We start from the raw sequence: 13,754 nt of genomic DNA on the forward strand, positions 1-13,754 counted from the left end.
TTTCCGCAGAAAAACACCCCTCACACTGGAGGGATGTTTTGTTTATGATTTAGGAACAACCTTGCAGACGGTCAGTCTGTCTGCAGCAATTTCCTCTTGTATTACTTGCTGGACATCCTCGAGGGTAATTTGCTCGAGTACCGTTACGACGTCAAACAGGCTCATATCCAAGAAAGCATAACGGGTAAATTGATTGGCAATGTATTCAGGTGAATTCAGCGCCTTTAAGAATGAACCGATCTTTTTCTTTCTGGCAAGTTCAATCTTTTCAGCAGTAATCAGTTCACCGGCGCGCAGAAGCATGCTTGAAATGTCTTCAGCCAATTGATCAGGTTCCGGCGTATCGCCTCCGATCGCCGCAAAACCAAACCCATATTCTGCAGTAAAATCAAAGCTGAACGTTTCGTCAATATACCCTTTTTCATAAAGTGTTTCGTACTGGGCAGAGCTTTTGCCGAAAAGAGATTCAAGCAATAAGTTCATTGAAAGTTCATGCTTTAACAGCTCTTTGCCTAATTTAAAAGGGTTCTTTGATTTCAGCCCGACAAGGCATTTCGGTCCCTGCACGTTCATTTTGATCTCTTTTTCTTTTCGGAAAACCGCTTCTTGCTCCTGTACTTCCTCCCGTTTGATCTCCGGCTGATCAGTATACGGCTTTCTTTCCTGATTTTCTCTTACCTGAGAAATGATCGTTTCAGGATCTACTGGGCCAACAATGAAGAGGAGCATGTTGCTCGGGTGATAAAACGTTTCATAGCATTCATAAAGAAGGTCTTTTGTAATATGTGAAATGCTTTCCACTGTTCCCGCTATGTCAATTCTGACAGGATGTTCTTTGTACATGTTTTCAATGACCCCGAAGTAAAGCCTCCAATCAGGGTTGTCGTCATACATGTTAATCTCCTGCCCGATAATCCCTTTTTCTTTTTCAACCGTTTTTTCAGTAAAATATGGGTCCTGCACAAAATCGATCAGTGTCTCTAAATTGCGTTCAACATTTGATGTGCTTGAAAAAAGGTAAGCCGTTCTTGTAAATGACGTAAACGCATTGGCAGAAGCGCCCTGTTTGCTAAAATCTTGAAAAACGTCTCCGTCCGCTTTTTCAAATAGCTTGTGCTCAAGAAAATGGGCGATGCCGTCCGGCACGTGGACCATCTCATTTTTACCTAAAGGGACAAACCGGTTATCTATAGAGCCGTACTTTGTTGTAAAGACCGCATATGTCTTGTTGAAGCCTTTTTTCGGCAAAACGTAAACGTCAAGGCCGTTTGGCATTTTTTCATGGTACAGCGTCTCCTGAAGCTGTTCATATTCGATTGGTTTGATCAAGATGCACCCTCCGTCCCTTTTAAGAAATAAGTCGTATCAAGCTGAATCTTTTCGCCGGCTTTCATGATATCCTCTTTTGTGACCTGCTCGATATTGGCAAGAAAGTCTTCGATTGGAATATCGACCTGAGCAGCGGCCTGCTGATATAAAAATTCAGATAAACCGTACGCAGTATCAATGGTTTCCAGCACTTGATTTCGAATGACAGCCTTTGTCTGAGCGATGTCCTGTTCACTGAAGTCGCCGTTTTTCATTGCCTGAAATTGCTCAGCAATAATAGAAACAGCCTGTTCGTAATTTTTCACTTCAATGCCCGACATCACCATTAACAAGCCTTTAAAACTTTCTATTCGAGAAGCGGCGTAGTAAGCAAGACTGGCTTTTTCCCGAACATTGATGAAAAGCTTGGAATGAGAGAACCCGCCGAACAGTCCGTTAAACACTTGTAAAGCAGGATAATCCTGATCCGTATAAGTGATACCGGTGCGGTAGCCTATGTTCAGCTTTCCTTGTTTGACATCTTCTTCATCAATCACTTCTTTAGGCTGGGCTTTTTGCTCAGCGTGATTGTTTTCAATCGCTGCGAGGGTGCGCTCTTCTGTTTGAAAATACTTGTCAATTGACGCTTGCACTTGGTTACTGTCCACATCGCCAACAACATAAAGATCAAGCTGGTCTTTTTGGATCGCGCTTTGGTATGTTTCATACAATTGATCAGCCGTAATGGCATCGACATCGTCGATTTCGCCATTGACATGGAGCGCGTAAGGCTCATTTTTGCACATTTCCTGTATCAGCCTTAAATTCGAGTAGCGCATTTTATCATCATAGACCGCTTGGATTCTTTGCTTGAGCGTCCGTTTTTCTTGAGCCACATATTGTGATTGAAATACGCCTCCCTCTAGAGCAGGTAAAAAGACGATTTCTGCGAGAAGCTGCAGTCCTTTTTCAAGAAGCGGCGTTTGATCTTTTAAATATTTTTCATTCGGGATTTCAAGCCTGAGCGTAATGACGTGCCGCTCTCCTTTTTTCGAAAGATCTGCCGAAACGGACGTGCCGTACAGTTCATCTAAATAAGAGCGCAATTCTGCTGTTTTCGGATGGTTTTTTGTTCCGCGAAGAAGCACATGCGGAAGCAGTGCTCTTTTTGTGACTTGGTCCTTTGTCAGCGGCGCAAGCATTTTAAAAATAAGCGAGACGGTTTTGAATTTTTCTGTTTCTACAATGTGTGCGGTTAAACCGCCGTGCTTTGTTTTTACTTCATTTACATATGACATATGGAACCTCCTTCGTTCATTTCTTATTAGTATGTATTATGACCAATTTTCAGCATACGCAGAAACACTCTTTCATGTAATTATAGCAACTGTAGGATTTATAAGGAAACAATAACCTCCGCCTGACAAGACAGAGGCTGTATAGGTTAATCCTTTTTCATTCTGAAAAGCTGCTGTTTGAGCCTTACACAGAGAATGACTTTCCGCTAAATGACAGCATCCGGCCTTCACAGCAAAAAAAGACGGTTGGCTAGACCGTCCCTAAGTTTTTTTCTTCCTCTTCACTTTTTTTAGCATCCACAGTAAAGAGCACTAGAAATAAAGAAACAATGCTGCAAAACGCCGATAGAATGAAAATCAGCCAGTTTGCATTAGACATTAACGCCGCAAACACAGGAGGACCGAGAGCTACTCCTATAAAGCGCATGCTATTGTAAAAGGAGGAAATGGTTCCGCATTGCTCACTTTTAATGCCTTCGGTTATCAGTGCATCTAAAGCAGGGAGAGCCATTCCGATCCCAATCCCGCCAAAACTTAAAAAGGCAAATAAAAAATAAAAACTGTGGTTCCACCACAAAGCAATAAACGACAGGGTTAACATAACCATTCCCGTAACAACGCAAAATTTCATGCGCCCTTTATCTTTACCGATCTTTTTGCCAGCTATAAAAGAACTGGTTGACAGAAACAAAAGTGGGATTGCCAGTAATCCGCCTTTAGCCACTCCGTCAATGGCATACTTGTTCTCCAGCGTATCTGACAAATAAAATAATACGCCGAATAACAAAAACATAATCACACACCCGATAATAAAGACCGTATAAAGCCAGCGCCCGTCCTGTTTAAAGATTTTCCGCACACTCTTGACAAACTCAGAAACCGCTGGTGCATCTTCATCTTCTTCAGGCTTAGACACCAGAAACAACACGAGCAAAAAGCTGATTAAACAGAAAAACGGAATAAACCAAAACGGTACAAACCAGTACCAGGAAGCCAGTAAAGCGCCAAGTATGGGACTCAGTACCTTCCCAGATGTGTTGGCGGTTTCAATATCGCCAAGACCGGCACTGACCTTTTCATCGTCTCCTTCAAACAAATCGCCGATAAACGGCATGACGATAGGAGCTGCACCTGCAGAACCGATGCCTTGAAGAACCCGGCCCGCCAAAATCATAGCGTAAGGATTTTTCATATAGGTGGAGGCAAAAGCAGCGACCACCCCTCCTAATCCTGCAATGAGGAGGCATGGCAGCAATATTTTTTTTCTCCCGAATCGATCTGACAGATACCCCGCAATCGGAATGCAAATAATTGCCACGACCGAATATACAGTAATGATTAAAGACACTTGAAATGAAGTCACCGACAGCTTTTTCTCCATCATCGGCAGAACGGGAATCAGCATGGAGTTCCCGAGTGTCATCACAAGCGGTACGGAAGACAATGCAATAATATTTTTCATTCCATTTTTCTCTCTCAACATTTTCACCCATTCACTTTCTTGTCATCCCTTATATGTTGCGTTAACCCGAGTGAAAGTATGTAAAAAGACAAATAAAAAAACAGACACATCACAGGCGTCCGTTTTAGAATCGTTTACGCAAAACATGAAATCTGAATTTATCCGCTCTAAAATAATTTAATGAGTAAAGCACCGGTTGATCGTGCTGATCGTAATGGGTTTGTTTTAACAGCAGGAGAGCTGTTTCCGGATCGCATTCCAGCACTGGAGAAATTGTATCATGATAACCGATCGGTTCAATATCAGTCACTGCATAGCTGATCACGGAGCCTGAATTTTTCTCAAGCAAATCAAACATAGATTCTTGCTGATGAGAAAAAGAATTCGGCAAAATATCCATCGGAATTTTGTCTATACAATACACAATCGGCTGTCCGTTAGCTGTTCTGACTCGTTCGAGGTAAAAAAGTTCTTGCCCTTCTGCCAAATGAAATCTCTTGATATCATCTTCAGACGGCATAAGCACTTGCGATGATAGAAAAATCGTGCCAGGTGTCAAATTTGCCTGTTCTATCATCTTGGTTACACTGTTCAGCTGTTCAATGCCCGAAAGAAATAACGGCTTAGAATGGACAAAAGTGCCTACACCATGCCTTCTGATAATCACATGCTCTTCTTCCAGTATCCGCAAGGCTTCTCTTAGCGTCGCTCTGCTGACACCCAGCTTTTTGGAAAGCTCAAATTCAGAAGGCAGCTTTTCCTTCTCAGTGTAGATGCCATTTTTGATATCCTCTTTAATTCGTTCAATCACTTTTAAATACAAGTGCCGATTATCAGCTTTTGTAGACATGTTTCCCCTCCGTAAACCACTTTCGATAAAAATTATTGAACAATTGGGACAACTATATCATGTTTTGTCGAAAAAATAAATAGAAAGGTTGTTAGTTTACATAATGTTATTATTGGTAACTGCAGAAAACTGAACTCCCTTCATTAAGAAGAGAGCTCATCATATTTCTCTTTTGATAATAAGACTTCCCTAGGTTTGCTGCCTTCATACGGCCCAACAACGCCTCTTTCCTCCATTGCATCAATCAGGCGCGCCGCTCGCGTATAACCGATTCTGAATCTTCTTTGCAGCATTGAAACAGATGCCGTCTGCATGCCGACGATTAATTCAACAGCTTCATCATAAAGCTCATCGGTAACCTCGGAATGCGTTTCCGTTGTCTCCTCAGGAATCATTTCTTCCTGGTATTGCGCTTTCTGCTGCGTAATCACATGGTCGACGATCTTCTCCACTTCGTCATCCGACATAAATGCTCCCTGCACGCGGACGGGTTTATTAGCCCCGACAGGCAAAAACAGCATATCGCCTCGTCCGAGCAGCTTCTCAGCGCCACCCATGTCAAGAATCGTCCTTGAATCCGTCTGTGAAGAAACACTGAACGCGATTCGTGACGGAATATTCGCCTTGATGACCCCTGTGATAACGTCAACCGACGGCCGCTGTGTCGCAATAATGAGATGGATGCCGGCAGCCCGCGCCATTTGGGACAATCTCGTAATCGAATCTTCCACATCAGATGAAGCGACCATCATGAGATCGGCAAGCTCGTCCACAATCACAACGATATACGGCAGCTCCGGCTGTTTCGCTCCTTCTTCATTGTTGGCGCGCTTTATATAATCATTGTAACCTTCAATATTTCTTGTACCCGTATGAGAAAATAATTCGTACCGCCGCTCCATTTCATTGACAACTTTTTTCAAAGCCTGTGACGCTTTTTTCGGATCGGTTACGACCGGAGCAAGCAAATGCGGAATCCCGTTGTAGACATTCAGCTCTACCATTTTAGGATCGATCATCATCATTTTCACTTCATGCGGTTTCGCACGCATCAAAATGCTTGTAATGATGCCGTTGACACAAACGCTTTTCCCGCTTCCGGTTGCGCCTGCGACCAAAAGATGGGGCATCTTGTTTAACTCAGCCAATACAGCTTCACCTGAAATATTACGGCCGAGTCCAATTAGCAGTTTCGCATCCGGTCTGTCATTTAATTTAGACTCGAGCACTTCCTTCAGTGATACCATTGCCACTTCTGCGTTCGGAACCTCTATTCCGATTGCTGATTTGCCTGGTATAGGCGCCTCAATCCTGATATCCTTCGCAGCAAGTGCAAGCGCTAAGTCATCGCTTAAATTGACAATTTTGCTAACCTTCACTCCGACATCGGGATACACTTCATATTTGGTTACGGCCGGCCCGAGATGAACCTGTGTAACTTTCGCCTTTACGCCAAAGCTTTGGAAGGTGCGTTCGAGCTTTCTTGCATTTTCATAAATATTCTTTTTATCAGCCTGCTGGCCGGTATGCTTTGGATCAGCCAGTAAATCCAGTGACGGCATCTCGTAATCCTTATTTTCAAGCTCCGTAAAGGTCATAGGAGGAGCAGAAACAGTTTCCTGATCACCTGTCTCAGTCTGGATGTCCTGAAGCGGCTCTGATACAGGTTCAGCTCGCTTTTCTAAGACTGGAGATTCTTCATCTTCATTACGATCTGAAAAGCTTGAGATAATCGGCTCTGAATGAATAAGAGGCGATGCCGTTTCCTGGTCCTCCTCTTCATTAGAAGGCTCTGGTTCCATTTGCTGTTTTTTGCGGGCCGGCTTTTGTTTTTTGCTAGGCGCCTTCGTTTTTTTCGATGACTTCATATTTGTTTTGACGGATTTCATATCATCAATAAATGCAAGCCATTGTTCTTTTATAAAGCGGCCAATCGGGCTCATCCACTTTTTCAGCGTTTCTTGAAGAGAGCGACCTGTAACTAGAATCATTCCGATCAAAATCATGACAATCGCCATAATCTGAGAACCAGTCGACGCAAACAAAAAGTGTGAAGCCGCAAACAGCAGCGCACCGATCATCCCTCCGCCCAAATCAGGTGAAGCGGAGCTGCCATTCATGTCCATCAAAAACAATTCCCACGTGTTGCGCACCACGCTTGCGGACTCAATAGACCCTTTGTGCGTCAAATTTTTAAACAGCTGCACATGGGAAAGCAGCAATATGCTTGCGATGATGCAGTACAACCCAGCCTTTCGTCTCGTTAATAGGCTTGGCGTTTTTTTCTTCCAAAACAGCGAGACGCCTAACACCAATAAACCTAACAAACATAAAATAAACCACTCTCCAGCAAAAAAGCGGAACAAGTAAATAAAGGTTTGGCCGACTACCCCCAGCTGCAGAATCGCGATAATTGAAATGGCTATACACAGCAATCCGTTGAGTTCGTATTTTATATTGAGCTGTTTCGCCTGTTTTTTTCTTGATTTTCGTTTTTTCTTTGCCACACTCATCACCTTACTGCGTTAAAAAATGTAAGTTCATACATAATGAAGAAAGCAGCCGTTTACAGGCTGCGTTTTTTCTGTAGGATTCCCCTATTATAGCATATTTTGCCCTTAAAAAAGGGGTGGATCTTATACGTTTAATTTAAGCCTTTGTCCCGGAGAAATGTCTGGGTGCAGAAAATGCATTGGATTTGTGCTCATGATTTGAATGACTTCCGCTTCATTGCCTTTCATCTCGACAAGAAGCGGCACACCTTTATACTCAATTTGCTCATGAACGCTTGTCTCCTGGTTCTGTTCCGCAAATACAATTTCCTGCGGCATCACGGTATACAGAATCATTGAATCATCCGTCCTTCTTCTGCCCTTGCTTCCTCAATGAGCTCATTCAGCTTATTGATCGCCTGTCCAACACCGCCTGTGTGATCGATCAGCCCGTATTCAACTGCATCCTTCCCGACTACATTTGTTCCGATGTCTCGTGTTAAGTTTCCTTTTGAAAACATCAGCTCTTTAAACTTCTCTTCGGTTATATTGGAATGGCTTGTCACAAATTTCACAACTCTTTCTTGCATCTTATCCAGGTATTCAAACGTTTGCGGCACACCGATGACCAGTCCGGTCAGCCGAACGGGATGAATCGTCATTGTTGCTGTTTCAGCGATATAGCTATAATCACAGGATACTGCAATCGGAACGCCGATAGAATGCCCGCCACCAAGCACGATAGAAACGGTCGGTTTTGATAAAGATGCGAGCATTTCTGCTATCGCAAGACCCGCTTCAACATCTCCTCCAACAGTATTTAATATAATCAGCAGGCCTTCAATTTTAGGATTCTGTTCAATTGCGACAATTTGCGGGATGACATGCTCATATTTTGTTGTTTTGTTTTGCGGAGGAAGCTGAACATGGCCTTCTATCTGTCCAATAATGGTCAGACAATGAATATTTGTATCTTGGGACAGCTGCGGGAGCGTCGTTTCACCAAGCTGCTGTATTTTATTCATAATGCTGTCTTTCGCATCATTTTTTTCAGAACGCTCTTCTTCTGTGTTTTCCATACGATGATCCATCTCGCTTTCACCCTTTCCGAGTTTCTCTTTGTATTATGAACAAAGATACTCAATTCAATCCCGGCTTGAAAGGCAAAAAAATAAAGACCGGAGCAGCTCCGGTCTTTATTCAGACATTATACTTCCATAATGATTGGGATGATCATCGGTTTACGTTTCGTTTTTTCATATAGGAATTGGTTCAAAGCATCCCGCATTGCCTGCTTCAGCGTTGACCATTCAACATTTGATGCTTCTGTCGCTTCTGTCACGATAGAACGGACAAGCTCAGTAGCCTGTACGATAAGGCCTTCAGACTCTCTTACATAAACAAAACCGCGCGTGATAATTTCTGGTCCTGATACAAGATGTTTCTTTTGTTTATCAAGTGTAATGACAACGATTAAAATCCCGTCCTGTGAAAGTAAGCGGCGGTCTCGCAATACGATATTGCCGATATCACCGACACCTAAACCATCAATTAAAATATTGCCGTATGGAACTTTATCCCCAATTTTTACGTTTTGGCCGCGGAATTCAACGACGTCTCCTTTTTCAATTAAGAAAATGTCACTGCGCTTCATGCCGATTTCTTCAGCGATTTTTGAATGAGCTTTTTGCATTCTGTATTCGCCGTTTACAGGAATTAAATATTTTGGTTTAAGCAGATTGATCATCAGCTTTAACTCTTCTTGTGAGCCGTGGCCAGATACATGGACACGCTTTTGAGCAAAGATGACTTGTGCACCGGCTCTCGCGAGAAGATCTACTGTTTTAGAATAAATGAGTTCCTGCCCAGGGATTGGTGTGGACGCAATCACAACCGTATCCCCTTCTTCAATGTTCAGCTGTTTGTGAGCTTTGTTTGCCATTCTTGTCAGGGCAGCTAACGGTTCACCTTGGCTGCCGGCTGTAATAATGGCCACTTCGCGCTTCGGATATTTCTTGACATCCTGCACAGAAATAAACAGTTCATCATCTGCTTCAATATATCCGAGCTTTCTTGCCAGCTGCAGGACAGATTGAAGATTTTTTCCGGCAACGGCAATCTTTCTGCCATTTTGAGCCGCAGCATGAATGACTTGCTGAATCCGGTTAATATTGGATGCAAAAACAGCAATAATCACCCGGTTATCTGAATTATACAGCGCGTCCGAAATTTCGCCGCTGACAGCTGCTTCCGAAGGGGTATAACCCGGACGTTCCGCATTTGCACTGTCAGAAAGCAGGGCGAGCACGCCGCTATTGCCGATCTTGGCGATCTCGCCAATGTCGCACGTTTGATTAAGTGCAGGTGTTTGGTCAAATTTGAAGTCTCCCGTGCATACAATAGATCCAAGTGATGTTTTAAAACTTACACCTACAGAATCAGGGATGCTGTGAATCGTTCTAAAGAACGATACTTTTGTCGATTCAAATGTAATGACAGATTTGGAGTGAATTTCTCTTAAATCAGTTTTTCGGTTATGTCCGTATTGTTTTAATTTTTCTCTTAACAGTGCAAGCGTCAGCTTTGTTCCGTACACTGGAACGGACAGCTTGTTTAACAAGTAAAAAACGCCGCCGATATTTTCATCGTGCCCGTGCGTTAAAAAGATTGCCTTGACGCGGTCAGCCCGTTCAATCAAATATGATATGTCAGGAATCACAACATCAATACCGAGCATTTCGTTTTCTGGATGCATAAGTCCGGCATCAACAACAAATATGTCTGAGTCAATTTCAATGACATAAAGGTTCTTCCCAATTTCTCCGACACCGCCAAGGGCGATAATTCTAACGTTTTCTGTATTTTTCTTTTTCAAAATCTATATCCTCCTAGTCTCATACCCGTCCATCATCACTTGTTCCTATTATAACTGAAAGTAAATTTAGAAAACAAGATAAAGCAGAAGTTTAGGGAAAACCAATATGTATAAGAAACGGTCAAACTCAGCTGAATGTGAGAATGACCGCGTTTGTTTCACTGTATGAAATTTTTCTTACAGTTCGCTGATCGTGCTGCTTAAGCTCAGCCGTTCATCTTCGCTTAGCGGGATAAGAGGAAGTCGCACTGATCCGACATCAAGGCCTTTCAGCTGAAGAGCTGTTTTGACAGGAGCCGGGTTAGGCGCTTTAAACAGTTCCTTCATAATCGGCAGCAGTTTCTGATGAATTAGTGCCGCATTAGCTGTTTGCCCATTCGTATAATTTTTGATCATTTGCTGCATATCAGAGCCTACAATATGGCTCGCAACTGACACAACTCCTCTTCCTCCGACTGAGAGAATAGGAAGCGTCAGGGCGTCATCCCCTGAATAGACAGAGAAGTCTTCCGGCGTTTCTGCAACAATTTTTGTAATCGCTTCTAGGTCTCCGCTCGCTTCTTTAATCGCAACCACATTCGGGATGTCTGCCGCCAAACGGATCGTCGTTTCAGGAGCGAGAGAAGCTACCGTGCGGCCCGGCACATTATACAGCATAACAGGAAGAGACGTTTCTGCCGCAATTGCTTTAAAATGCTGGTACATTCCTTCTTGAGAAGGTTTATTGTAATACGGCGTAACGAGCATAACCGCGTCTACGCCCGCTTCCTCAGCTTTTTTTGTCAGCTTAATGGAATCTTTTGTGTTGTTGCTTCCAGTACCCGCAATAACCGGCACCCTTCCGTTCACTTCTTTTACCGTATATTCAAAAAGCGCAATTTTTTCTTCAGTCGAAAGGGTTGGAGATTCTCCAGTTGTTCCCGCTACTACTAAAGAATCCGTTCCGTTTTTCAACAAGTAATCAATCAGTGTAGACAGTTTTTGAAAGTCTACGTTCCCTTTATTGTCAAAGGGTGTAATCATCGCTGTAGACACATTTCCGAAATTCATTTTTTTCACCTCATCATGATTCAATCACATTTACTTAGAAAGTTCAAACACTTCATGCAAAGCGTTTACAGCAGGTACCATATCTGCTTCATGGACAAGCACCCATATCGTCGTATGGCTGTCAGCCGACTGAAGGATCGGTATTTCTTTTTCTGAAAGAGCCGAAACAATTTTGGACGTGACACCAGGAACACCCATAATGCCCGCTCCGACCGCCGATACCTTCGCGCAATTTCTCGTTACCATCGGATCATAGCCCATATCCATTAAAATACGCTGAGCTGTTTCTGTTTTATTCCCGGCTACTGTATATACGATTTCACTAGGTGTAATGTTAAAGAAATCGACGCTGATTCCCGCATTCGCCATCGCCTTGAACACTTCAGTCTGAACGTTATACTGGCCAATTTTCGAAGGAACTTTAAACTGCGTGACATCTTTGACATGGGCAATTCCCGTAATCAGCCTTTCAAAAACATCGCTTCCGACTTTAGAAGAGTGATGTGATGTCACCAATGTGCCTTTATCTTTCGAATAAGTCGAACGGACGCGGATCGGAACCTTGGCCTGCATCGCAATTTCCACAGCCCGAGGATGAATGACCTTCGCCCCTTGATACGCCAGGTTGCAAATTTCCGTATACGTCACGACAGGGAGCGGTTTCGCATTTTCCACCACTCTCGGGTCAGCAGTCATCACACCTTCAACATCTGTGAAAATATCGATGTATTCCGCGTCAACCGCTGCTCCGAGTGCGGCTGCTGACGTATCGCTGCCCCCTCTGCCAATCGTTGTTGTATCACCCTTTTCAGTTGCCCCCTGGAACCCTGCGACGACTACAGCGTCATGATTCGCGAGCACACTGAATAAACGCTCCGGTCGCATTTCAACGATTTTCGCATTGGTATGCTGATCATTTGTTAAAAAGCCAGCCTGGGCCCCTGTCAGCGCAGCTGCTTTCACACCGTTATCAAGCAGCATGCTTGTAAAGACGACAGAGGAAATGGTCTCTCCGCAAGATAAAAGCAAATCCTGCTCTCTTGGAGAAATCGCTGATTGATCGCCGTAAAGCAGCCCCAGCAAAGAATCTGTTGCGTACGGGTCTCCTTTCCGGCCCATCGCTGAAACGACAACGACAACCTTATATCCTTCACTGATTGCTTCTTTAATATGCCCTAAAGCCAGTTTACGGCCTTTATCATCTTTTACAGATGTTCCGCCGAACTTTTGAACAATTATCTTCACTGTTTTCACTCCAAATTATTCGGACGTAACAGAAGAGAGCAGGCTGATAGCGCCTTACTCTCTTCTATTCGTCTTTAGGAAATTCTCTCTTTTATACGAGGTTTAGTTTTTTCAGGCTTTCTGCAATTTGAACAGAGTTCCATGCCGCGCCTTTTAATAGGTTATCAGAAACAACCCATAAATGAAAACCGTTTGCTCTGTCCAAGTCTTTGCGGATGCGGCCTACAAACACATCGTTTTTGCCGACGGCATCAGCAGGCATCGGATAAAGCTGCTGGCTTGGGTCATCCTGAAGTGTCACGCCCGGAGCTTCTTTTAATAGACTTTTAATATCTTCAACTGTAGCGTTATCACGGTCTACCTCGATGTAGACGGACTCTGAGTGCCCAGTTTGAATTGGGAGTCTCACACATGTAGCCGCTACTTGAAGGTCAGGCATGTGCATGATTTTTTTCGTTTCATTTATCATTTTCATTTCCTCAAACGTATAGCCGTTGTCTTGGAATTTATCAATTTGCGGAATCGCGTTGAAGGCGATTTGATAATGTTTTTTGTCACCTTTGACAGGCATGATCGCAGGCTCAATTTCTTCTTGATTTAAAATCGCCTGTGTTTGGCTGTAAAGCTCTTTTACAGCTTCATTTCCCGCTCCTGATACCGCCTGGTAAGTTGATACGATGACTTTATTTAAGCCGTATGCTTTGCGGATCGGTTCAAGAGCTGCAACCATTTGGATTGTAGAGCAGTTAGGATTGGCAATAATGCCGTTGTGTTCATGCAAGTCTGCCTCATTCACTTCAGGCACAACTAGCGGTGTATTTTCGTCCATACGGAATGCACTCGTATTATCTATAACAATAGCGCCGCGTTTTACAGCTTCTGGTGCCAATGCTTGTGATACGCTTCCGCCGGCGCTGAACAAAGCAATATTTACCCCTTCAAAGCTCTCAGGAGAAGCTTCCTGAACAGTCAGCTCTTGGCCTTTAAACGTGACTTTTGTCCCCGCAGAGCGTTTTGAAGATAGCAATGTAAGTGTGTCCATTTCAAAGTTTCTGTCTTCAAGTGTTTTAAGCATTTGTTGTCCTACAGCTCCTGTCGCTCCAACAACAGCTACGTGTAAACCTCTTCCCATCTGTAAAACTCCTTCCGCCAATCAGCATCATTGAATTGATTT

Annotated in this window: 11 protein-coding genes; all 11 read right to left on the reverse strand. The window is 43.6% G+C overall.

The annotated features are described in order from the left end of the window. Positions 1 to 42: 42 nt before the first annotated feature. The gene (gene yfmH, locus BSI_RS11900) at positions 43 to 1,329 is read right to left on the reverse strand and encodes an EF-P 5-aminopentanol modification-associated protein YfmH (protein ID WP_003238452.1); all 1,287 of its coding nucleotides are present in this window, start codon (positions 1,327 to 1,329) and stop codon (positions 43 to 45) included. Continuing rightward, a complete protein-coding gene (gene yfmF / locus BSI_RS11895) occupies positions 1,326 to 2,606 on the reverse strand; it encodes an EF-P 5-aminopentanol modification-associated protein YfmF (protein ID WP_003238454.1) in 1,281 nt (426 codons plus the stop codon). Before yfmF ends, yfmH begins: the two co-directional genes overlap by 4 nt. A 250-nt stretch (positions 2,607 to 2,856) precedes the next feature. Then, the gene (gene bcbE, locus BSI_RS11890; RefSeq protein WP_080010808.1) at positions 2,857 to 4,068 is read right to left on the reverse strand and encodes a bacillibactin exporter BcbE; all 1,212 of its coding nucleotides are present in this window, start codon (positions 4,066 to 4,068) and stop codon (positions 2,857 to 2,859) included. Positions 4,069 to 4,192: 124 nt separating this feature from the next. Then, positions 4,193 to 4,918: a GntR family transcriptional regulator gene (locus BSI_RS11885; RefSeq protein ID WP_003238458.1), complete on the reverse strand. Its 726-nt coding sequence runs from the start codon at positions 4,916 to 4,918 to the stop codon at positions 4,193 to 4,195. 143 nt (positions 4,919 to 5,061) lie between these two features. Then, positions 5,062 to 7,425: a DNA translocase SpoIIIE gene (spoIIIE, locus tag BSI_RS11880; protein WP_003238460.1), complete on the reverse strand. Its 2,364-nt coding sequence runs from the start codon at positions 7,423 to 7,425 to the stop codon at positions 5,062 to 5,064. A gap of 129 nt (positions 7,426 to 7,554) precedes the next feature. After that, a complete protein-coding gene (locus BSI_RS11875) occupies positions 7,555 to 7,767 on the reverse strand; it encodes a YlzJ-like family protein (RefSeq protein ID WP_003238462.1) in 213 nt (70 codons plus the stop codon). Next, entirely contained in the window at positions 7,764 to 8,501 is a 738-nt protein-coding gene (gene tepA / locus BSI_RS11870) for a translocation-enhancing protein TepA (RefSeq protein ID WP_003238463.1), read from the reverse strand. The genes BSI_RS11875 and tepA overlap by 4 nt, the downstream gene beginning before the upstream one ends. Positions 8,502 to 8,617: 116 nt before the next feature. Beyond that, positions 8,618 to 10,285, reverse strand: coding sequence for a ribonuclease J2 (gene rnjB, locus BSI_RS11865; protein ID WP_003238465.1), 1,668 nt, complete (start codon positions 10,283 to 10,285; stop codon positions 8,618 to 8,620). Between the two features lie 177 nt (positions 10,286 to 10,462). Beyond that, entirely contained in the window at positions 10,463 to 11,335 is an 873-nt protein-coding gene (gene dapA / locus BSI_RS11860) for a 4-hydroxy-tetrahydrodipicolinate synthase (RefSeq protein ID WP_003238467.1), read from the reverse strand. Positions 11,336 to 11,365: 30 nt separating this feature from the next. After that, complete coding sequence (dapG, locus tag BSI_RS11855) at positions 11,366 to 12,580, reverse strand: aspartate kinase (RefSeq protein WP_003238469.1); 1,215 nt, start codon at positions 12,578 to 12,580, stop codon at positions 11,366 to 11,368. Between the two features lie 91 nt (positions 12,581 to 12,671). Next, positions 12,672 to 13,712 (reverse strand): aspartate-semialdehyde dehydrogenase, encoded by a 1,041-nt coding sequence (gene asd, locus BSI_RS11850; RefSeq protein ID WP_003238470.1) that lies wholly within the window; start codon positions 13,710 to 13,712, stop codon positions 12,672 to 12,674. Positions 13,713 to 13,754 lie beyond the last annotated feature (42 nt).

Origin of the sequence: Bacillus inaquosorum KCTC 13429 (assembly GCF_000332645.1) — a bacterium.
In the GTDB taxonomy this organism is placed as follows: Bacteria; Bacillota; Bacilli; order Bacillales; family Bacillaceae; genus Bacillus; species Bacillus inaquosorum.